This is a genomic window from Streptomyces sp. SID12488 (assembly GCF_010548275.1).
Taxonomy (GTDB): Bacteria; Actinomycetota; Actinomycetes; order Streptomycetales; family Streptomycetaceae; genus Streptomyces.
The window spans coordinates 327,386-349,604 of sequence record NZ_JAAGLT010000004.1 but is presented as its reverse complement, the minus strand read 5'-3'; the positions used below and the strand labels follow the sequence as shown (position 1 = coordinate 349,604).

General features: G+C 69.2%; 16 protein-coding genes and 1 pseudogene. 6 read left to right on the top strand and 11 right to left on the bottom strand.

The features are described from left to right. Positions 1-280: 280 nt before the first annotated feature. Positions 281-484: a hypothetical protein gene (locus tag G3I56_RS09695; protein ID WP_164408468.1), complete on the top strand. Its 204-nt coding sequence runs from the start codon at positions 281-283 to the stop codon at positions 482-484. A gap of 106 nt (positions 485-590) precedes the next feature. On the opposite strand, the gene G3I56_RS09690 is transcribed toward G3I56_RS09695, so the two are convergent. The 6 genes from G3I56_RS09690 to G3I56_RS09665 form a co-directional block, all read right to left on the bottom strand. Next, entirely contained in the window at positions 591-968 is a 378-nt protein-coding gene (locus G3I56_RS09690; RefSeq protein ID WP_164408467.1) for a hypothetical protein, read from the bottom strand. An 82-nt stretch (positions 969-1,050) separates the two neighbouring features. Next, complete coding sequence (locus G3I56_RS09685) at positions 1,051-3,645, bottom strand: hypothetical protein (RefSeq protein ID WP_164408466.1); 2,595 nt, start codon at positions 3,643-3,645, stop codon at positions 1,051-1,053. A 189-nt stretch (positions 3,646-3,834) separates the two neighbouring features. Next, positions 3,835-7,197 (bottom strand): S8 family serine peptidase, encoded by a 3,363-nt coding sequence (locus G3I56_RS09680; RefSeq protein ID WP_164408465.1) that lies wholly within the window; start codon positions 7,195-7,197, stop codon positions 3,835-3,837. Positions 7,198-7,309: 112 nt separating this feature from the next. Further along, complete coding sequence (locus G3I56_RS09675; RefSeq protein ID WP_164408464.1) at positions 7,310-8,368, bottom strand: ABC transporter permease subunit; 1,059 nt, start codon at positions 8,366-8,368, stop codon at positions 7,310-7,312. After that, positions 8,365-9,297: an ABC transporter ATP-binding protein gene (locus G3I56_RS09670; RefSeq protein ID WP_164408538.1), complete on the bottom strand. Its 933-nt coding sequence runs from the start codon at positions 9,295-9,297 to the stop codon at positions 8,365-8,367. Before G3I56_RS09670 ends, G3I56_RS09675 begins: the two co-directional genes overlap by 4 nt. Positions 9,298-9,301: 4 nt before the next feature. After that, positions 9,302-9,769: a GntR family transcriptional regulator gene (locus tag G3I56_RS09665; RefSeq protein ID WP_164408463.1), complete on the bottom strand. Its 468-nt coding sequence runs from the start codon at positions 9,767-9,769 to the stop codon at positions 9,302-9,304. A gap of 364 nt (positions 9,770-10,133) precedes the next feature. Here G3I56_RS09665 and G3I56_RS09660 point away from each other — a divergent pair, with 364 nt between their 5' ends. From G3I56_RS09660 to G3I56_RS09650, 3 genes are all read left to right on the top strand, one after another. Further along, a complete protein-coding gene (locus G3I56_RS09660) occupies positions 10,134-13,406 on the top strand; it encodes an FG-GAP-like repeat-containing protein (protein ID WP_343239913.1) in 3,273 nt (1,090 codons plus the stop codon). A gap of 215 nt (positions 13,407-13,621) precedes the next feature. Further along, positions 13,622-14,173: a hypothetical protein gene (locus tag G3I56_RS09655; RefSeq protein WP_164408462.1), complete on the top strand. Its 552-nt coding sequence runs from the start codon at positions 13,622-13,624 to the stop codon at positions 14,171-14,173. Positions 14,174-14,363: 190 nt separating this feature from the next. Further along, positions 14,364-15,716, top strand: a complete 1,353-nt coding sequence (locus tag G3I56_RS09650; protein ID WP_164408461.1) for a lipase family protein — start codon at positions 14,364-14,366, stop codon at positions 15,714-15,716. A gap of 58 nt (positions 15,717-15,774) precedes the next feature. Here G3I56_RS09650 and G3I56_RS09645 read toward each other — a convergent pair whose 3' ends face one another. After that, a complete protein-coding gene (locus tag G3I56_RS09645; RefSeq protein ID WP_164408460.1) occupies positions 15,775-16,386 on the bottom strand; it encodes a TIGR03086 family metal-binding protein in 612 nt (203 codons plus the stop codon). A gap of 101 nt (positions 16,387-16,487) precedes the next feature. On the opposite strand from G3I56_RS09645, the gene G3I56_RS09640 reads away from it, so the two are divergent. Then, positions 16,488-17,342, top strand: a complete 855-nt coding sequence (locus G3I56_RS09640; protein ID WP_164408459.1) for an AraC family transcriptional regulator — start codon at positions 16,488-16,490, stop codon at positions 17,340-17,342. A gap of 359 nt (positions 17,343-17,701) precedes the next feature. Here the strand turns inward: G3I56_RS09640 and G3I56_RS44995 are convergent. Both G3I56_RS44995 and G3I56_RS43685 read right to left on the bottom strand, forming a co-directional pair. Then, positions 17,702-17,884 (bottom strand): annotated as a pseudogene (locus tag G3I56_RS44995) (sigma factor); the annotation flags it as partial. Positions 17,885-17,997: 113 nt separating this feature from the next. Next, positions 17,998-18,411 carry a hypothetical protein gene (locus G3I56_RS43685; protein ID WP_239134787.1) on the bottom strand — a complete coding sequence of 138 codons (414 nt, stop codon included), beginning with the start codon at positions 18,409-18,411 and terminating at the stop codon, positions 17,998-18,000. Here G3I56_RS43685 and G3I56_RS09625 point away from each other — a divergent pair. After that, positions 18,410-18,775: a hypothetical protein gene (locus G3I56_RS09625; RefSeq protein WP_164408231.1), complete on the top strand. Its 366-nt coding sequence runs from the start codon at positions 18,410-18,412 to the stop codon at positions 18,773-18,775. The genes G3I56_RS43685 and G3I56_RS09625 overlap by 2 nt on opposite strands. 235 nt (positions 18,776-19,010) lie before the next feature. On the opposite strand, the gene G3I56_RS09620 is transcribed toward G3I56_RS09625, so the two are convergent. After that, complete coding sequence (locus G3I56_RS09620; protein ID WP_164408535.1) at positions 19,011-20,429, bottom strand: ATP-binding protein; 1,419 nt, start codon at positions 20,427-20,429, stop codon at positions 19,011-19,013. 195 nt (positions 20,430-20,624) lie between these two features. Then, the gene (locus G3I56_RS09615; protein WP_203689594.1) at positions 20,625-22,190 is read right to left on the bottom strand and encodes a carbohydrate-binding protein; all 1,566 of its coding nucleotides are present in this window, start codon (positions 22,188-22,190) and stop codon (positions 20,625-20,627) included. Positions 22,191-22,219: the final 29 nt, after the last annotated feature.

The following is a 22,219-nucleotide window of genomic DNA, read 5'->3' as shown; positions in this document are numbered from 1 at the left end:
GACCATCCGCTGGCCCAAGGCCAATCCGACGGCTGGGTCCGGCGTCTCCGTGACCCCTCGCGGAGGCGCCGACTACCGCACAGGGCAAGCCAGTTCAGGCTGTGCGCGGTGCTTCCTGCTTGCCGCGCCGAGTGATGATCTGCGAATTCCCTTCAGCGCGCACGGACTTGCTGCCGCGAGTGAACCGCCAGGGGCTCAACTCGCTCTCCACAGCCGGGATCAGTCCCGCCCGAGTCCACGCGTGCTGCGAGGATGCGCATACCGGAACGGAAAGAAGGAGATGAGCGTGCTGCTGTTTCTACTGATCGGCGTCCTCGTGCTCGCCGTCGGCGGATGCGTCTGTGTCGTATGGGCCGCGCGGGGCGGACCGCCCTGGGTGCGCGCGGTGTCCACCGCGACCCTGCTGGCGGCCCGGCTGGTGAGCAAGATGGGGACCAAGAGCAACAACGGCAGCAGCAACCAGGGGTCCGACGGGGACGACTAGGACAGGCCCGTCCGATTCGGCTTCTCGGTGGGCACCGTCGTGTCCACCGAGCTGAGGCTGGGTGAGGTGAGGCGGAGTGACTGTGCGTCGGCTCCGTCGGTCAGGGCTACTCGGCGCCGGTTTCCGCCCTGTGCAGCAGTTGGGCCAGCAGCAGGGCGCCCCCTGCAGCCGCCCCCACGCCCACCGCTCCCGCGGCCAGGAAGCCGCCGGAGGAACGCCAGGACAGGACCGACCACCGTGACTGCGCGGAGAACAGCGATCCCGTACTCAGCCACGACCCGGTCGAGATCAGCGACAGGGCGGACCCGATCGAGCCGACCGACAGGGCACTTCCGATGGAGCCGATCGACAGGGCCGAACCGACGGATCCCACGGACAGTACCGACCCGACCGAGCCGATCGACAACACGGAGTCCTGTGACCACAGCGACAGCACCGAACCGGTGGAGGTACGACCGGTCGACCGTTCCAGCAGATTTGTCATGAGGTCATCCTGCCCGACGGACGGCGCCGCAGGCCGTTCTCGGGCCGCTCCCATGTCACCCTCAAGCCGTTCTCGGGCCGTCTCAGTTCCTGACCGTCAGATACAGCCATCCGCCCCAAGTACTCACATTCGTAGTGTCCTTGGCGCTGCGCACATACTCCGCCCGCACTCGGAACTTCTGGTTGACCGCGTCGGTCAGGCTCAGGTGTGTCACCGCCACGCCGCTCGGCGCCAGGGAGAAGCAGGGTGACGTGGTGAGTGTGTGCCAGGCGCCGCCGTAGTACTCCTGGGCCTGGAAAACCGAGCACTGGCCCGACTTGTCCGGGGTCACCGTGGCCGCCACCTGTGGCTTCACGGTGTGGTGGTAGACGCGGTACGTCGTGCCGCCGTACGTCGCCGTGCCGTAGTAGCCGCCGAGTGTCGTCGCGACCCTCACCTGGTCGTTCACCGTCCGCGTCGTCGACTTCGGGGCGTAGCGGTAGTCGCCGCCGAAGGATGCCGTGAACGTCGTGTTGTGGGTCAGCCCGTACGTCGCCCTCAGGTTGCCGGCGCTGTCCACGGCCGCCGACTTCACCAGCGTCTTCGTTCCTCCCGCCGGCGTCGCCCAGATGGACACCGTGCGGCTGTTGTACGTCGCGCCCAGGTGGGCCGTCACTGTGGCTGTCGCCCCGTATGTGTACGTGGACGCGTTCGTCGCCACCGACAGACTCGTCGCGACCCGCGACACCTGAACGATCGCCGACGCCGTCGCCGCCTGGTGCGAGGCGTCGCCCGGATAGCTGACCGTGTAGGTGTTCGCGCCGCCGATGGTTGGCGTGTCCTTGATCGTGAACTTGCCGTCCGCACCGACAACGGACTTCCACCGCACGGGAGTTGAGGTGTGCCCCGCGTCCGCCCGCGTCACCGTCACCGTCTCGCCGCTCGCGTACGGAGCGTCGGTCAGCGTGCCGGAGAAGTTCAGGGCGGCACCCCGCGTCGCCGTGGCCGGTGCCTTCAGCGTCAGGGCCGGAGTGTACGGGGAGACCTGGAGGGTCTCGTCCGTGGCCGTCGGCTCGTGGGTCTCGTCGCCCACGTAGGAGAGGTGATAGGTGAACCTGCCCGCCGTTCCCGGCGCGTCCGCGACCTTGAACTCCGTTGTGGACAGGTCGACCTGGGCCGACGGGAGTTGCACGGTCTCGTGTGTGTCCTCGTTCGTTCTCGACACCTGGACCGTGGTGCCCTGCGGCAGGCTGCCGAGGTTCAGGGATGTCGCCAGTGTGTCCGTGAACGCCACCGCGCCGGACTTCGCCGAGGTGACGTTCGGGTTCGGGATCGTCGTCTGGAGCTTCAGCACGTTCACTGTCAGCGAGGCCGTCGCCGGGCGGTGGGTCGCGTCACCGGCGTACGTCACCTCGTAGGTGTACGCGCCCACCTGCCCGCGGGTGTCCGTGACAGCGAACGTGCCGTCCTTCGCGACCGTGGCCGTGGCCTCGGGCAGGGACTCGCCGTCCCGGGTCACCTGGAGGGCCGCGCCCGTCGGCAGCCAGCCGTTCGTGCTCAGGGTTCCAGTGAACCGGAACGGCTGGGTCGGGACCGCGTAGTGCGGGGAGTCCAGGGCCAGTTCGGTGTCGGTGAGCTTCGCATCGCTCAGTACGTTCAGCGTGTAGGCGCCCGTCGCGTCCTTCGTGACCGCGTACAGCGTCGTGCCGTCCGCCGCCCACTTCAGGCCATCCGGGGCCAGGGTCCCGGTCGGGAAGGTGATCTGGTTCTCGGCGAGGCCCGAACCGGCGTACAGGTACAGGCCCGCGTCCGAGCCCGCTGTCGAGCCCACGGCGATCGTGCCGTCCGTGTCGGCGGCGACGGAGTTCGGGGCCGAGTTCACGCCGCCCGTGTAGTACCCGGGGCGGGCTGCGGAGAGGAGATCCGTGGTGCCGTATGCCTGGAGGGCCGGCTGCTGGGCGGCGGCCAGCAGGAGTTGGGCACCGTCGGCCGTTACCTGCAGGCCCGTTGCCGTACCGCCGTGGACGAACGTGTTGGCTTTCGTCGTCGCCGTCCCCGAGGAGACGTCGTAGGTGGCCACGTGACTGAGGCTCTGTTGCGGTTCCTCGGCGGCCAGGACGCCACCGCCCGCGGCGAGGAGCGGGGCGACCGACCAACTGCCCATCGTGGACTGAGGAGTTGCCACGGGGTCCGCTGCCGTCGGGTCCACCGAACCGATGGCGCCCTTACCGTCCGCCGCCGGGTCCGTGTAGCCGTACCAGAGCTTGCCGCCCGCCACCGTCACCGAGACCGGGGCGCTGCCCGTGCCCGTCGGGACCCGGGTGGATTCGGTCAGCGTCGTCGTGTCGATCGCGGCCAGCGCGTCGCCGTCCGTCAGGGCCGCGTAGAGCGTGCTGCCGTCGGGTGACAGGGCAAGACCCGTCGCGCCCTGCTCGTCGCCGATGGTGGTGACCGGGGTGCCGGACAGGTCGGTCACCACAATGCCGGTCGAACCGGCGCCCTGACTGAAGAAGATGTGCTGGTGAGCGGTGTCGACCAGCATGCGCGCGTACTGGGACAGCGGCAGCGCGGCCGTGCTGTCGGCCCAGGCGGCGGAGCCCGTGAGACCCGTGAGGCCGACGGTGGCGGTCGTCAGCCCCGCGACGACCGATATCGCCGTCGTCAGCGAGAGCGAGACCTGCTTGGGGCGCCGACGCAAGGGGAACTCCTGGGCGGAGAAGGGTGAACTGGCCGGTCGGACCATAACTCGCGCTGCTGGCCCACCTGTACGATCCGGCTCCGATCCCGTCATGAATCGGGTAAGAACCAAAGGCAGTTCACGCGCGAGACCGCCCTGGGTCGGCCGAAGCCGACCCAGGGCGGTCTGTCAACGTGCTTGTACAGACGCCTACTTGGTGGTCCGGTAGGCCCGATGGATCGTCTGCTTCAGGGTGTTGCCGGCCGCGTCCGTGAGGGTCACGCGCAGGGAGACCGTGCCCGCCTTCGCCGGGTGGCTCAGGTCGAGGCGCTTGCCGCCGACCGCCTTCGCCGGGTGCCAGGTGCGGCCGTCGTCGTACGAGACGGAGAAGGCCAGCTTGCGGGCGGTGCGCGCGGTGGCGGCGCCCTCGACCGTGAACGGGACCGAGAAGCGCGTACCCGCCTTGGCCGTGGTGGCCGAGCTCAGTCGGGGTGTGAAGCGGACCACCGACAGGGGCAGCCGCTGCCCGACACCGGTGACGTGCGCGGAGGTGAAGGTCCACTCGGCGGTGACCCGGGTGCTCACCGAGGACAGCGTGGTGGGGCGTGAGACGTCCGTGGTGAGACGGAACGTGCGCTTGCCGGCGGGGAGTTCGTATGAGACGCCGTTCAAGGGCTCGTCAATGGCGAAGACTCGTGTGCCGCCGTCCGCGTACAGGGTGCTCCTGGCCCTGCTGTAGCGGGAGTCGCCGACGTGACCGGCGCCGTCGGAGAACAGGGGGAGGTAGGCGAGGAAGGTGTCGCCCATACGGACCGCGCCGGGGCGGTCCTCGCCGTCGGTCAGCGGGCCGGTGAGGTGCGGGCCGAAGACGCCGGTGTTGAAGCGCTCGGTGTACTCCTTCCCCGCGGTGTAGGAGCGGGGCTTCGGGGTCCACTGACCGCCGTCCCACACCGGTTCGCCGTCCGCGTCCTTGCCGCCCTCCTGCGAGACGGCGTACCGCCACTTCACGCCCGGCAGGACGTAGTCGGTGAAGCCGCCCGGCAGGGAGCGCGTCCCCTGGTAGAAGGCGAACCACGAGCCGCCCGGCGTCAGCGGCGCGGCGGTGAGCGCCGCCGACTTGCCCTTGACGGGCGTACCGACAGGAATCGTGATCTTGGCGAACTGCCCGCGCTTCAGGTTCGCGGTGAAGCCCGACAGATCGCCGGTACGGTTCCAGACCGGCCGGTAGCTCGTACTGCCGTGCTTCCAGGTGCCGTTGTACTGCGCGAACGCCTCGCCCGCCGGCAGCCGGGCGCCGAACTGCCCGACGCGCAGGTTGCCGAAGCTGCCCATGTACGTCGAGATGCTCTGGTTCCCGGCGATGTCGAACCCGTAGTTGAAGGTGCCGTCGGTGTGCTTCGCCCTGCTGTCCGGCACGGTGATCCGGATCGGCTTGGCCTTGCGGGCGTCCATGACGAGGGTGGTGTCACGGCTGAGCGAGAACTTCGGGTTGAGGAGAAGGGCCAGCTCCCCGGAACGGGCGTCCGGGGTCGCGCCCGTGTCGATCCGGCCTTCGAGGCTGTACCGGCCCTTGGGGAGCCGGATCGTGAACTCGCCGTCCGTGTCGTCGGAGTAGTCCTGCCAGATCTGGTTGTCCAGGCCCTGCACACCCGTCTCGGAGCGGGCGGCGGGCTTGCCCTTCAGGTCGAGGTGCCGGACGGTCAGGTCGTACGACTCGACCTCGCGGTGTACGCCGATGCCGGTCCGTACGGTCGTACCCGCGCCGTCCGTCGCGGTGAGCGCGCCGCCGAAGGAGCCGTCGGCCGTGCCCGCGCTGGAGTCGGCCGTGACCTGGGCGGTCGCCGTGCTGCCCGCCGGGACGGTGAGTTGCTTGGGCGAGACCTCGAACATGCCCTCGGCGGCGGGCTTTCCGTCCTCGCCGTACGCCTCGGTGGTCAGGTCGAGGGTGAGGGGGCGGTCGCCGTCATTGCGGTAGGTGACCGTCTTCGTGGCCGGCTGGTCGTCGGTGTGCGGCCACTGCTGGGCGGGGAAACCGACGGTGGCCGGGGTGGTGGTGAGCTGCTGGTCGAGGGCGCGGACGATGTCCGTACGGCCCGTGCCCTGCGCGAACGCCGAGACACCGGCGGTCGGTTTGGCGGATGCGGTGAGCGCGGCCTTGAGGCGCTCACCGGTCCAGTCGGGGTGGCGCTGGGCCAGGATCGCGGCGGCGCCCGCGACATGCGGGGTCGCCATCGACGTACCGCTCATCGAGACGTAGCCGTCGGCGGCCGGGTCGCCCTCCGCGCCCTCGGCGGCCTTCGCGGCGACGATGTCGACGCCGGGGGCGGTCAGGTCGGGCTTGAGGGAACCGTCCGCCGTCGGGCCGCGGCTGGAGAAGTCGGCCATCGCGTCGGTGCGGTCCACCGCGCCCACGGTGAGCGCGGCGGCGGCGCTGCCCGGCGATCCGACGGTGCCGGCGGCCGGGCCTTCGTTGCCGGCGGCGATCACGAAGAGGGCGCCGGAGGAGGCGGACAGCTCGTTCACCGCCTGCTCGACGGGGTCGTCACCGGGGCTGTCGGGGCCGCCCAGACTGAGGTTGATCACCTTGGCACCCTGCGCGACGGCCCACTGCGCACCCGCGATGACCCCGGACTCCTCGCCGTCGCCGCTGTCGTCGAGCACCTTGCCGCTGATCAGCCGGGCGCCCGGCGCGACCCCCTTGTACTTCCCCCCGGAGTGCGCGCCCGAGCCCGCGACCGTCGACGCCACATGCGTGCCGTGGCCCACCCGGTCGACGGTGTCCGCCGCCTCGGAGAAGTTCTTCGCCTCGTCGACACGGCCCTTCAGATCCGGATGCGTGTCGTCGACCCCGGTGTCCAGCACGGCGACCTTGACGCCCTTGCCGTCGTACCCGGCCGCCCAGGCCTCGGGAGCGCCGATCTGCGCGGTGCTCCGGTCGAGGGCCGCCTCGACCTTCCCGTCGAGCCAGATCTTCTCGACCCGGTCGGCGGCGGCCGATCTCGCCCGCGCCGTCCCCCCGCTCCCGGTGAGCGTCTCCCACAGCTCGGCGCCCTCCGACTTACGGGCCTTCAGCGCGTCCCCGTTGACGCTCGGCAGGTCCCGGCTCACCCGGGCACCGGCGGCGGACAGCGCGCTCGGCGCGAGGGTGCGGCCCTTGGCGTACGTCACGATCAGCGGGAGGTCGGGGCGGGCCGCGTCGTCGTAACCCCACTTGACCAGCTGCGTCACGTCGAACAGCCGCCGGTCGGCGGTGCCGTTCGCGAGGAGCCGCTCGGCGTCACGCGGCACGACGTAGGTGCGGTCGCCGTCCCGCGCTATTCGGAAGGCCGTACCTTCCCTGCCCTTGCCTGGCCGCACGCCGGTGACCTGTCCGGTGGCGTCCAGGGTGACCCGGTCGCCGGTGACGAGGGTGACGGTCCTGGCCTTGGCGAGGGTGCGAGCCATCCCCGCCGTACCGTCGGCGGACTGTGCGGCCCCGGATTCCGGGGCGCTGAGCAGGGCCGCGGTAAGAGCGGCGGCGGTGAGGAGGGTGAGTGCCGAAGCCTCACGCGCTCGCCTCTTTCGGTGATTCAAGACATGCCTTTCTCCCCGGACTTCCGGGCACGGCAAAGCAGCCCGTCCGACGGGACAAGGAATCAAAGGGTGGGAAGAGGCGCCCCTCCAAAAGGGGCGCGGAGGGCGGGACTCAGACGAGTCGCTTACGGCCCCAGAAGAAGAGGAACGCCACGACACCGGCGGTCAGGGCGAACAGAATCGACGCTCCGAACCACTGCATGGCGTTCATCTGCGACATCGGGAGGTAGTCCACCGAAAAGCCCACGACACCAGCCTTGTCCAGGCACGCCTGCCGTGCCGCGTCCGTCCCCGACCCCGAACAGGTGCTCCACCCCACGAGATCCCCGCTGCTGGTGAGATACGAGTCGTCGATCTGGTACGCGCCCTTGGGCATCGACGGAAACGCGCTCTCCTCCATAACACCCTTGTTCGTCGTGACCGTGATCACGTTGCCGAGCGACATCTGGAAGTAGCCCCAGACGATCTGGAGGACGACGGTGAAGCCGAAAGTGACCACCATGGCCATCAGCGTGCGCCGCAGCACCACACCGACCGCCACCCCACCGAAGACAGAGAAGAGGGTGAGAGCGACAGGCACCGGGCCCGTCGTGTTGAACGCCTCTCCCGAGGTCCAGTCCATGACCGTGATCTCGGACTTGACGGGGTTCCACCACCAGTCGAACACCGCCGACAGCACGCCCGTGCTCACCACGACCACCAGTCCGGCCAGCGCCAGCTTCGTGACGAGCCAGCGGGTCCGGCTCATCGACTGGGCGGCGACCAGCTTGGCCGTGCCGTTCTCCAGGTCGCCCGCGATGAGCGGGGCGCCGAGGAAGACACCGAGCAGGATGGGTATCCCCTGGAGACCGAAGGAGACGAGCGAGAACGCGTCGATGTACTGCTGGAGCTTGCCGCCCGCCTCGTCGAGGCTCTTGCCGGGATAGCCGTAGCCGTCGAGGAAGTCGACCAGCTGGCCGCGCTGGTAGACGATCCAGGCCACGGAGAGCGCGGTGGCGGCGAGGATCGTCCAGAACGCGGCCCGGTGCTGGCGCCAGACCAGCCAGGTCATTCCGCTGAGGTGGGGGCGCCGGGTGGGTGCCTCCGTGGTGGTCCCGTTCATGGTCCCGTTCTTGCCGTCGGTCGAGGTGCTGGTCGAAGTGCTGGTCGAGCTGCGGGTGAAGGTGCTCATGCCGCCACCGCCCCGGTGCCGAACCCCTGGCCGTGGACCTGGGCGGTGGGGGTGATCAGCGGTGGTGCGTCGGGGGAGCGGAGATAGGCGAGCAGGAGTTCCTCCATGTTCGGGGCGTTCACGTCCCAGGGGCCGGTGACCGGGCCCTCGGGGCGGATGAGCGCGGTGAACTGCCGTCCGCTGGTCCGGGACTCGACGAGGGTGTGGTGCCCGAGGGCGGGGGGCATGCCGTCACCCTCATGGGCGCCCGTGACCAGGGTGTGCACGGACATCAGCTCGTCCACGTCACCGGCGAGGCGCACTCCGCCGCCGGAGACGACGACGAGGTAGTCGCACACGTTCTCCAGTTCGGCGAGGACGTGGGTGGACATCAGCACGGTGGTGCCGCGCTCGGCGGCCTCGGCGAGGAGGGTGCCCATGATCTCGTGGCGCACGACCGGGTCGAGGTCCGACATCGGCTCGTCGAGCATCAGCAGGTCGGGGCGCTTGCCGAAGGCGAGGGCGATGGCGACGCGGGTGCGCTGACCGCCGGAGAGGGTGCTGATCTTCGCCTCGAAGGGCACGTTGCCCGCGCGGATGATGTCCTCGGCGGCGCGCTGGTCCCAGCCGGGGTTCAGCTCCCGGCCCAGGCGCAGGGTCTCCGCCACGGTGAAGCGGCGGAACAGGGGCTTCTCCTGGGCGAGGAAGGCGGTGCGCCGGCCGGACTCCACCGAGCCCGGAGCCTCACCGAACAGGCTGATCGAGCCGTTCGTCGGCTCCAGGACATGGGCCGCGATACTCAACAGCGTGGTCTTGCCCGCCCCGTTGGGTCCCACCAGCCCGCAGATCCGGCCCGCCGGAAGCCGGAAGGAGCAGTCCCGCAACGCCCAGCCCCGCCGGTAGCGCATGCCCAGCCCGTACGCCTCGATCGCCGGTTCCCCCGCGTACATACCTTCACTCACCTGTACTCCTAGTTGTCGTGGCCCCCGTGGACCCCGTAGTCGTGGCCCCCGTTGCCGCCACGTTCCCGGCGGCGTACTGCTTCTCCATCGCCGACGCGACCAGTGCGGCCACGTCCTCCTGCTCCAGACCGGCCCCGGCCGCCTTCGACATCCACGCCACCAGCTCCGCGTACAGCGGCGAGTCGGTGCCCGTCTCGGGGCGGCCAAGCGTGCGGCGTACGAAGGTGCCCTGGCCCGGTCGCGGTTCGACCAGGCCCTCGCGCTCCAGCTCGCGGTACGCCTTGAGGGTGGTGTTCGGGTTGACCGTGCTGGTCGCGGCGACCTCCTTGGCGGTGGGCAGCCGGTCACCCGGCACCAGTACGCCCAGCCGCAGGGCCTGCTTGGTCTGCTGCACGATCTGCTGGAAGGCGGGGACCCCGCTCCGCCTGTCGATGCGGTACTCCACGATCACCACCACCATTCCACTACTTGATTAGTGGAATGATGATGGAGGGATGCGAGGGCGGTTGTCAACGCCGTCCGGGGAACGGAGGGGCGGGGCCGTGTTGCCCAAAGTGACCGGAAGGGCTCATTGGACAACGTTTCGATGGTCCGGCTCGGTTGATCACTGCGCGATCAGAGGACGGCCCAGAGTTTCCTGGGGGATTCATCAGAGTCGGATCAGAGGCCCCGCCCGGGAAATACGGTCGCTGCTGGTCATGGGCATGCTGTTACTCTCGGTCGCACGCGCGCATGGGGGACGGCCGGGGGGCCAAGCAAGAGGTCGGAGCGCTGGTGTACGTCCGTTCCTGCCATGCCCTCTTCTTGCCTTCCCTGGAGGAACGGTGGCCCGAACCGGCCGACGCCGGCACAGACCTGTCCGTACGACCACCGCAGCCGTGGCCGCGGCGCTGAGCCTCGGCCTGGCGCTGAGCTCCGTGCCGGCGTCGGCGGTCCCCGCAGCGCCCTCGGCCGTCGCCGCGGCCGGAGAACTCGTCCTGCCGGCCGCCCAGCGTGCCATCCCCACGTACACCCGGATCCTCAACGCCGGTGCCAGCGGCTTCCTCTGGGTACAGGAGGGCGACGACCGACTGCTGTGGACGTCGTACGCCACCGGTGCCACCACCGGACTGGAGGAACGGCTGCCCCAGGCCATCCGGTACCTCTATGGCTATTACTTCTCGTATCTGCCCCCGTCCGACCCCGGGTGGTACGGGGACGGTTCCGACACCGTCGCGCTGTACTCGGATGCGGACGATCAGGTCACCCTGATCCAGGGGGACGGCTCCTCGGGGAGTGCAGCCGTGGTGCCGATGTCCGCGGGACACTCGTACCTGGGCACCTTCGGCAGTACCGTCCTCACTCGTAGCAGAGGCTTCGACGACCTCACGTACCACTTGCTGCGGCCCCGGGACGAGGGTGGAGTCACGGATACACCGATGACCGGGCTTCCGGAGGGTGCGGGCGGCATCGACGTCCAGGACGGTGACGCGACGTCGGTCCTCGTCCACTACAAGAGCGGTGCGGACCGCTCGGATCACTGGGGCACCGTCGACCTCGCTACCGGCGTCTACAGCGCTCTACCCGACCGGGTCGACGCCTCCGACGAGGGCCGGGAGGTGACCGGCTTCCTGCTGGGCGCCGACTCGGTGGTGCGACTGCGCGCCGGAAGCGGCAAGGCGGACGTCTTCGACCGCGCCGATCTGTCAGCACCGCCCCGCACCCTCGACACGGGCTCCCTCAGCTCCTATCCCTCGTTCGGCATCGTCGGCGACGCGCTGCTCGGCATCGAGTCGCAGTTGACGGAACCCGAGCACGAGTACGTGCCCCGGGGCCGGCCCCTCTGGGCCTTCACCCCGGGCAGCACGGGCACGGACACGACCAAGGTCATGGACCCGGCCACAAGCCAGCTGGTCCAGACGCCCGACGGCTCCGTCCTCGTGGCGGGCGCCGAGCGGTACCTCGAGCGGGGCGACCTCGACTGGAATGTGTACCGGATCACGCCTGCCGCCGACGGCACCGTCGCCCGCACCCGGATGACCGCCGTCCAGCCGGTGCCGGCCCAGATCCACGGCCTCGCCCTCGGCAGCGGCATTCTCAGCACGGCCGACAACAGCACGCTGTACGAGCCGGACAGAGCCATCGGCGCGTACCGCAGCACCTGGCTCACCACGCCTGCCGGAGGCGCCGCCCCGAGCGTCACCAGAAGCACCGTGGACGGTCTGGTCGACGCATGGGACGGCAACTGCGGCGTAAACGACAACACGCCCCGCTGCATCCCGATGTTCGCCGACGGCACCGGCCACCACGGGCGCGAACGTGACACCGTGACCGGCCTGACCATGCTGTACGCCAACGGCTCCCCCAACTGGGGCCCCACCATCGACACGAACGACGACTCCCCGGAACTGACGGATCTCTCCGGGCGGTACGCGATCGTCGAAAATGCCTACGCCTCGAACCAGTACATCGGCGAGTTCTCCGCCGGTGCGGCCGGGAAGGTCCTCCAGAAGCGCAAGCGGGTCGCCGCCGCCGTCTGGGGCAACACCCTGTGGAGCGGCGCCGCCACCGGAGGAAAGGTCACGGCGACCCGGCTGCCCTCCGGTACCGCCATGGAGTCCTTCACCACGACCAACGGCTGCACCCCGTACGAGCTTCAGGCCGTGGGCCGCTGGGTTTACTGGCAGTGCCTGGACGAACCAGAAGGCAACTTCAAGGAAGCGGGCGTCTACGACCGCACGACCAAGCGCACCTCGACCGCCCCGGTGGGCGAGGTCCTCCTGGGCGACGGCTACCTCGTCCAGTACATCTACGGCACCTACTCGGAAAGCGGCCTGACCCTCGTCGACCTGCACGGCGGACTGCCGTCCAGCGGGTCCTACGACGACCTGCCCAGCCGCAAGCTCGTCGATTGGAGGGAACTCGGCCGGTACGAAGACGGAATCAGGAGTCGACGCACCAGCTGGACCGTCGACCGCTTCGGCGGCCCCGTCGCCCACGCCGACGACGAGCAGCGCGTCCACATCGTGCCGACCGGCGTTCCCGCCTCCGCGTTGACCGCCATCGACTCGACCCTGACTGCCAACTCCGCAGGCTGGTCCGGCAGTTGGTGGCTGTCCAAGCCCGCCGCCGGCTGGCAGGTCACCGTCCGGGACAAGGCGTCCGGCGCCACCGTCCGCACCCTGGCCGGCGCCTCCGCGCGCGGTCTGCTGAAGGCCGCCTGGGACGGCAAGGACACCGCGGGCCGCCTCGTCACCAACGGCACCTACACCTGGACGCTCACCGCGAAGCCGGCCGACGGTCAGGGCGCCGCCCTCACCCTCTCCGGCACCACCAAAGTGACGTCCGGTTCGGCGGCCCCGCGCGACTACGCGGGCGGCGACGGCGTCGGCGACCTCCTCACCCTCTCCTCGAACGGCACGCTCACCGTTCAGCGCGGCACCGGCACCCTGGGTGCCAAGGTCACCGGTGCGGGCTGGCCGGTCACCTCGAGGTTCGTGCCGTACGGCGATCTGAGCGGCGACCGCTGCAACGACGTCCTGGTCCGGTCGGGCGACGGCACCCTGCGCGCGTACCGTCCGGCCTGCGGCAAGGTGGCGACGCCCTCGACGCCGTACACCGCACTCGGCACCGGCTGGAACCGGTACGACGTGCTGACCTCGCCCGGTGACGTCGACGGCGACCGGCGGCCGGACCTGATCGCCCGTCAGGCCTCGACCGGGGACGTCTTCCTCTTCAAGGGCACCAGCACCGGCAAGCTCTCCGCCCGGACGAAGGTCGGCTCACGCTGGACCGGCTACAAGAAGATCGTCGGCGCCGGAGACCTGAACGGCGACGGCCGCGGTGACCTCGTCGCCCAGGACAGGTCCAACGTGCTGTGGCGGTTCGACGGGACCGGCACCGGCTCCTTCAAGGCGCGGGTGAAGATCGCCGTCAGCTGGGGCGCCTCCTACAACTCGGTTGTAGGCGTGGGTGACTTCACCGGCGACGGCCGCGCGGACCTCGTGTCCCGGGACACCGCCGGGAACCTATGGCGCACCAACGGCAACGGAAAGGGAGTGTTCGGCGCCCGTACGCGGATCGCGACGGGCTGGCAGGGCTACAAGGCGGTCATGTAGATCCGCGACGTAGAAACGTAGATCCGTGACGTAGCTCTGCCATACAGCTCGCGTCAGCCTCAGTCGGCGTCCGCCGACCCGGCCCGGTGGTCCGTGACGACGGACCGCCGGGCCGCTGTGCGTCTCATCGCCGTGATCGTCCCGCTTGTCGGGTGATCAGTTACGCTGACCGCCCTTTTGAGACTTTGAGACAGAGAACGGGCGGGGAAAGAGACATGTCCAGCAAGAGACGTCTGGCATTGGCCGGATTCACGGTGATCCTCATGGCCGGGCTCGGCGCGTGCGGGAGCGGCGACGGCTCACAGGGCGACGGCACCACCAGCAGCCAGTACGGCGATGGCGGCGGCGCGGACGTCCAGGAGACGGCGCCGGTGACGCCCACCGTCCACGGGCTCCGCAACGCCGTCCGTCACGTCACCGCCAAGACGACCAAGGCCACCCGCCCGCACCTGGTCAAGAAGTGCGCGTCGGCGACCAGGCAGGTCAAGCACACGCAACGTACGGGCAAGGGCACCGCGAAGAGAACGCGTACCTGGTACACCACCGAGCACTACCAGAAGTGCTCGAACACCCGAAGCGGCACCGAGACGTATACGCGCGTCGTCCGCCAGGAACGCTGGTGCGTGAGCCTGGACGACGTGGACGGCGACACCAAGCGGGACGCCGTCTGGTACCAGGTCACCAGGGTGACCTACGACGAGGCCAGCGCCGCGGACCGGAACGCCCCCCTGAAGTTCACGCCGGAGGCGGCTGGTTGTAACCGGTGACGGCCCGTTTCCCCAATTAGACAGTGAGTCAAGTTACTCAACCGTAATCTTCCGACTGCTACCCGAAGTAACCGACCAGTAGGTACGGTCCTGGCGAACTACCCGGTAAGGAGAGGCGGCCACTCGGCTTCTCGGCCTCTCCCGGGTTCCTCATTGCTTCCTTCCTGCCCCACGCTTCAGGAGGTTCGCCATGCCCGCACGCAGACGGCTCCTGGCCGCAGCGGTCACCGCTGCGACTTGTCTGAGCGCCCAGGCGCTCTCGTACGCAACAGCCTCGGCCTCGACCTCGGCCTCGGACGGCTCCTCTACGGAGACGGTCGTGTCCCGAGGCGTGGAGATCCCCACGTTCTACACGCCACCAGCCACCCTCCCCACCCCCGACGGCGCGCTGATCCGCACCGAACCGCTCCCCCTCGCCATCTCACTCCCCACCCTCGACGGCCCCCTCCCGGGCCGGGCGACCCGGCTGATGTACAAGTCCACGGACTCCAACGGCGCCCCGGTCGCGGTCACCGGCGCGTACATCGAACCGACGGCGGCCTGGAAGGGAGGCGGCGCGCGCCCGTTGGTCGCGGTGGCCCCGGGCACGATGGGCCAGGGCGACCAGTGCGCGGCATCCCTGGGCCTGGAGCACCCGCTCTCCCTCAACGGCCGTACGGTGTCGGTCGGTTACGAGGACGTGGCGATCTACCGCCTGCTCGCGACCGGCGCCGCGGTGGTCGTCACGGACTACGCCGGCCTGGGAGCGACGGACCGCCTCCACACGTACGTCAACCGTCTCGACGAGGCACACGCGGTACTGGACGCGGTACGCGCCGCCCGTTCCCTCCCCGACACGTCGGTCACATCGGCCTCCCGGGTAGGCCTGTTCGGCTACAGCCAGGGCGGCGGAGCGACAGCGGCGGCAGCGGAACTCCAGCCTTCCTACGCCCCCGACATCACCCTCGCGGGCACCTACTCGGGTGCCCCGCCGGCCGACCTGGCCGCGGTCACGAAGGCGATCGACGGAAGCGAACTGGCGGGCGCGCTGGCCTGGTCGCTCAACGGCTTCCTCCAGTCGGACCCGACGCTGAGGCCGCTGGCGGAGGCCCACCTGAACGCGCAGGGCAAGGCGGCGATGACCGACCTGTCGACGATGTGCGTAGGGGACGCGCTGCTCGGCTACGCCTACACGAAGAGCACGAAGTGGACGACGGACGGCGAGTCCATCTCCGACATCATCGCGTCCACCCCGGCCCTCCAGACCTTCCTGAACAGCCAACGCATCGGCACCCTCACCCCATCGAGCCCGATCCGTATAGCAACTGGCTTCAGCGACAACCTGGTTCCGCATGCCCAGGCCCGCAGCCTGGCCGCGGACTGGTGCGCGAAGGGCGCGAACATCACGTACAGACCGGTGCTCCTGCCGAACGTGATCAGCCCCCTGCTGAACCACTTCACCCCACTCCTCACGGACCAGGGCAACGCGGTGAGCTGGCTGACGGACCGCCTGTCGGGCAAGCCCGCGACATCGAACTGCGGGGCGTTGCCGGTCCTGCCCTGAGCGGGTGAGCGAGGCCGACCGGGGCTGATCGGGGCTGATCGGGGGCTACGGCCGCCGATCAGCCCCGCTGTTCCTGCCCCTGTCGCCGCCAGGACGGGTCGCGTCCCGCGAGCCCCAACGCCCGCTCGAACAGGGGCGCGTCGGCCGGTACGGCGACTTCGGGCCCGTACACGCCGTACCGCCTGGCCATCTCCGCCTTGCCGACGATGTCCTCGTACAGCACTGCGGCGAGTTCGTCGTCCACGTCGACCTTCTGCCCGGTGGCAACGGCAAGGTCCCACCCATGGACGAGCCACTCTCCGAGCACGACTCCCCCGACGAAGCGGGCAGGCATGGGACTAACTCCGGCTCCGGTGAGTGCGGTCTCACCCTCCCAGGCCTCGGGCTCACTCCAGACAAGGGCGGTGGCGGCCGACCGGGAGGCGTATTCGTCGGCCCACCCGACAACCCCGGTGAAGTCGAACCCGTCGACGACCCGATCGCCGTGCGGTGACTGCTTGAGCCCGGCGACATGCCCTCGTACGCCGGTCCAGTAGGCCAGATGATTGACGAGCGCCCGGACATTCAACTCGGCGCAGGGGGTGGGCGATCCGAGGTCATCACCCTGAACCCCCCGCACGATGTCGACGGCCACCGCCGAGGCCCGAACCATCAGAGACCGATGCTCCACGTCATCCCTTCCCGACTTCCCGACTTCCCGACTTCCGGCCTTCCCGACTTCCGGCCTTCATCGCTTCCGTATCCCAGGGAGCCACGGTAGACAGGGAACCGATGACGAGTCTTGAACAAACGCGACGTGAGAACAGAGCCCGTCAGCAAGCCATCCTCGACCCGCACACAGCAGCCGAACGCTTCCACCTGACCACCGAACCACCCCCGGAGGACCTGAAGAGGTTCCTGGACGGCTACTGGATCCTCAACTGGAACCTGACCGAGCCACACCACCAACAGGTCCTCACCCACCCGATGGTTCACCTCACTTTCGTCACCGGCGGAGAGGCTCAGATCACGGGCATCGTCAGCAACACATTCACCCGGGAGATCTCCGGCACCGGCCGCGCACTGGGCCTACGCTTCCGCCCCGGCGGCTTCCGCCCGTTCCTCGGTTCCCCGGTGTCCACACTCACGGACCGCGTCCTGGATGTGGAGGATCTCTTCGGCGAGGCGACGCAGGCAGCGGCGAACACGATCATCACGGAGCCGGACGTCCCAACGGCACTGGAACTGGCGGCCACGTTCCTGCGCTCCGTAGCCCCGACTCCCTCCGCTACAACACCCTCCATGTACAGGAACATCGACGAGGCGGCAGCCTTGGTCGACACCATCACGACGGACCCTTCACTCCTCCGGGTCTCCCAACTCGCCACCCAAGCCGACCTGAGCACCCGCCAAGTCCAGCGCCTCTTCGCGGAATACGTCGGCATCGGCCCCAAGTGGGTCATCCGCCGCACCCGAATCCAGGAGGCCGCGTCCCGCGCGGCCACGACTCCCCAGGACTGGTCAGCCCTGGCCACCGAACTCGGATACGCCGACCAGGCCCATTTCACACGGGACTTCACGGGGGCGGTGGGGGTTTCGCCAACGCAGTACGCGAGTTGGGCGCGGCGGGGAGACAACGGCTCCTGATGAGCACGCTCGCAGACACTCGCGCCCAGTGCCGTCTCATGCGGCTTTGGGCTCGGGTGACCGTGAACTCCCGTCACCCGAATGCCCACTTCACGCTCGGCTCTGCGCAGCCTGCCGAGCGCGGTGTGCGCGGCAGCGAGCCGCTCGGCCTTTTCCATGCGCCCGACGACGTCGTCGGCGAAGTCGGGCAGGGTGTCACGGTCCGCCGGGCGGTCGGGGAGCCGGGCGAGCGCCGCGCTGTGCCGGCGGGTGGCGCGGCGTGTGTTGCGCAGAACGTTGGTGGCGATGCCGTACAGCCAGGGGCGCAGCCCGTCGCCGTCGGGCACGTCGGCGTCTCCGTCCGGGGCCGCGTCGTCGGGTCTCAGCTTCTCCCTGAGCCGCCAGGCCTCCAGGAAGGTCAGGGACATCACGTCCTCCGCAGTGCCCCGGTCCGCCGACAGACGAGCGACATGACCGTAGACGGCCCGGGCATGCGCGCCGAACAGTTCGGCGAAGGCTTCCGGATCGCCGGCGCGGATCCGGTCACGCAGGGAAAGTTCCACAACCAACCCTGTCCGCTCGGCACTCGTCGTCTCTGTGGCGACGATCACACTACGAGCGGGCGGATCCTCCAACTCGCCTCGTGCGCGGTACTCGTACTCGTACTCCGCCCCGCTCAAGGCGAAGGAACGAAGCCTACGGACCGGTCAAGGTGGAACGGGGAACCGGAGTCCGTGGGGGTCCAACCCTTGTGCAGGGCACGTCCGATGGCTTCGGCGACGTCGGACGGCAGTACAGGCTTCGCCTCACGGCCGAACCAGTTGCTCGGGTGCGGCTGGTTGGTGGTGACCAGGAGCGTTGTTCCAGGGCTGTCCGCGTGCTCGACCGCGTACGTGCAGGGTGTCCAGGACAGGACCTGAAAGTAGGTCGGCCTGCGCCGCAGCCGCCAGCGGTAGGCCGTGCCGTTGACGCCGTTGACGCCGTTGACGCGAAGGTTGGCTGTTGCCGCTCCGGCGGCGGGGCGGCACCGGATGCCACGTCGGCCGAGACGACTGCGAGTTGTCTGCCTGACCCGTATGGTTTCCGCCATGTTCCAGACGATCCGTTGGCGCTGTCACGTACACGCGAACGACCGCCGAGCCGCCGAGCGGGTGGTCGGGCGTCTTGCGGCTCGGTTGGATCGGCCCGTTGAGATCGAGAGCTACGAGCGGTACTGCAAGTTTCCCGAGCTCGCCGTGCTGCGGCTGCTCTCGCCGCTCGGGTGCCCCACTCCGGAGCAGGCGCTCATGGCCGTCCTCGAGTGTGCGTGGAAGGTCGCGACGCCATGGAGCCTCGGCAGCCAAGGATCAGGCGCCCAGCACGAGTTCGAGGGCATCGCGGCTGCCAACATCGGTGCGCGCTTCACCGTCCCGGGCATCGAGTGGATGGAGTTCCACGTCACCGATCGGCCGTGACGGAGTCACCGCCGGGGCACCTGACCCGCAACAGCTCAGCGACATTCGACTCGTGCCCGTCTCCGTAACCCTCAGGGGTCCAAGTGGCCCAGTAGCCCTTCGTAACCTCCATAGCTCTCGTGCGTCGCATGCGGTGACGTGGTTGCCGCGAGCCCGGACGAGGAGGGCATCCGCTGGATCGTGCCCACCTCGGATCTCGTGCGGGTCCAACGGGTGCTCGACCACGGCGTGACGGTCAGGAGGGCCACGCCTCCAAGAGTCTCGCCGGGCCGTACTCGGCGTCGAGTCCCGTGCAGTCGGTACCGCTCCGCGAAACCGCGACCACGGGAATCTCGTCGGGCGTGAGCAATGCGCGGTGGCGCAGGAGCGCCGACAGGTCGTGGCGGTCGAAGGGGGCGTTCTCCAGCCACTTCACCGAGCCGACGAACAGCAGTTCCTTGGCGATGGGGCCACGGTCGGCTCCGACGATGTCGATCTCCACGTCGTTGGTACGGGTCCAGTAGGCGCCGATCGCGGGGGCGGCGGGCAGGTGCGCGTCCGGCAGCAGACGTGCCAGGGCATCGCGTACGAGGGGCTCGACGGCGCGGCCACGCCAGCTGGTCCAGTTATCGCGGATCCGATTCAGCGTCAGATCACCCCGGCCTCGCTCGATCTCCTCCATCGCCGGTCCGAGGAATCGCAGCCAGAAGCGAAGATACGGGTCTGCGACCCGGTAGCGCCGGTCTTTCGAAGGGCCTGTGGACACGGGGAGTTCAGTCGCGACCACCCTCTTGTCCGTGAGGACCCCCACCGAACGCTGGAGCGGGGTCGACCCGATACCGCCGGCGGCGCGGGCGATGTTGCTGAAGGTCCGTTCTCCGCTTCCGATCGCCGACAGCACCGTACGCGCCTGCGTCTGCTGCGGGAACTCGGCGGCGAGCGACCGCTCCGCCGAGACCAGCAGGGCAGACACCGGATCGTTCAGTACAGCCGACAGGAAGTCCCACATTCCGGCGCCGTGCGGCCATTCCGCGCAGATCAGGGGAAGCCCGCCGGTGATCAGTGCCGCGTCGAACGCCTCGGCGGGTTCAAGGCCCAGCATCCCGCCCACTTCAGCCGGATTGAGGGGACCGAGCACCATCTCCCGTCCGCGCTGATGGAAGGGGCGGCCATAGCTGTTCAGGGCTTCCATCATGGAGAGATCGGAGCCGATGAGGATGAGCAGAACCGGCCTGACCTCCAGCACTCTGTCCCACGCCCGCTGCAACGTGCCCTCGAAAGCCCCCTCCGCGTCCATCAGATAGGGCACTTCGTCCATGATCACAACGCTCGCCCGATCGGATGGCAAGGCTGCCGCGAGCACGTCGAAGGCGTCGTCCCAGCTCGCCGGACGGGCCGAGGCCAGCAGGCCGGCCAATGGGAGGTTCGACACCTGAGCGTCCCGGCCGAGCCGCTGGAGATCGGCCTGCGGCGACGCTCCCGTGGCCGCGTAGAAGAGAAAGGGCGCGCCGGACCGCTCCGCGAACCGCTCGACCAGACGAGACTTCCCCACTCGTCGGCGCCCTCGCAGCATCAGGCACCGCCCGGGTCGCTCCCCGCCGACACCGCCCGACACCTTGCCGAGCTCCCGGTTCAACGTCTCAAGCTCTCGCGTCCTGCCTACGAAATCACCCATGCCCCAGCCCTCCGCACGTCCGCCACAACCCCGGACAGAATAACTAACATCGATGTTACTAACATCAACGTTAGTAACATCGATGTTCACTCGGAAGAGGGTCGCGACGCCGCGAATGGCGGACGCCCCCGAGTCGGCGACCTGGGGGCGTCCGGGGCATGCGGTCCAGCTCGGTCTCACAAGGGAAGCCGCCGGCTACCCCCCGAACGTCACCACCAGACGCCCGTCCGAAGCGAACGACCAGTGCAGTGCGCCCGTGTACGACGAGCAGCGGGAGCCGTTCGTGCCCGACCAGAACTGGTTCGACGTATCCGAGTTGCCGATGATCCGGTCGTTCGTGCCGCTGGTGCTGCGGCACGACGTGTTCGTGCGGAACACCGAGGTGCCGCCGTCGAAGTTGAAGTTGCGCTCCGTGTTGTCGATGCTGACGTTGTCCGACACCGCCAGCGTGCCGGGGTTGCTGTTCCAGGTGAAGCCGTGTTTGCCGTTGTTGTAGGCGATGCTGCGGCGGACGATGTGGTTGACGGCGATGTCGTCACCGCCGAGCTTGTAGCCGTTGCGGTCGCCGTTGCCGGCCTGGGAGCCGTCGGTGAGGGTGCCGTTCCGGTAGGAGAGGGAGTCCTCGATCGTCACCGGGCCGATGGGTCCTGTGTCCGTCTTGGTGTAGAGGTCCCAGCCGTCATCGATGTTGTTGTGCGAGACCGCGTAGCGGAAGACGTTGCCGGAGCCGGTGGTGAGCTTGGCGGCGAAACCGTCGGCGTCCTCGCCGTCCGAGTCGGCGTTGTCATGGGACTCGGCACTCAGGATCAGGTTGTTGGCCGGCCAGTCGGCGGCCGGGGTGGTGGAGGCGATACGGCCGAGCTGGAGGCCCGTGTCACGGTTGAAGCGGGTCACCGTGCGCTCGACGACGTTGTTGCTGCCGCCGACGTAGATGCCGTTGTCACCGGCCCGTTCGACGACCAGGCCCTTGATGTGCCAGTAGTTGGCGTTGAGTTGGAGACCTCGGTTGGTTGAACTCTCCGTCTGCGCCGAGAAGTTGAGGACCGGAGTCTCGCCCGGATAGGCGGAGAGGGTGGTGCGGGCGGAGGCCGTGCCGTTGTTGCCGACCGGGATCGTGATCGTGGAGGGCTGGTTGTACGTGCCTCCGCGAACGTAGATCGTTCCGCCTGCGGTGATGCGGCTGATCGCTGAGGTGAGGGTGGTCGGCGCCGATGACGTGCCCGCCGCGCTGTCGGTGCCGGACGGGGACACGTACAGGGCGGAGGCGGTCGGCGGGGGTGTGGTGCCGCCGTCCGGGACGTTCGCGTCGAGGTAGTCGATGTTGGGGAGGCCCGCGGCGGCCGTCGGGTTGAGGCGGACCGTGTTGCTGCCCGCGACCACCGGCACGGTCAGGGTCTTTGTCGTCCACCCCGTCCAGGTGCTGGTGCCCTCGAAGGTCGCCGTCGTGACCGTCGTACCGTTCACGATGACACTCACGGCACGGGCGGTGGTGGTGCCGTTGGCGAAGCGGACGCCCAGTGTCGCCGTGCCCGATGCGGGTGCGGATACGGTGAACTGGGCATACGAGCCAGCCGAGTTGGTGCCGTTGCAGAATCCGCTGCCGGAGTAGCCGGTCCAGTCGGAGTCGATGGTGCCGGTGCAGACCGCCGGTGAGGTCTCGGCCTCGTACCTCGTGGTCGCGGCCTGTGCCGTGGTGCCGGAGAGCGCGACGAGTGCGCCTGCCAGCAGGCTGACGCACGCCATGACGGGTCTCACTTGCATCGTGGACATCGGAGTTCTCCATCTCCAGG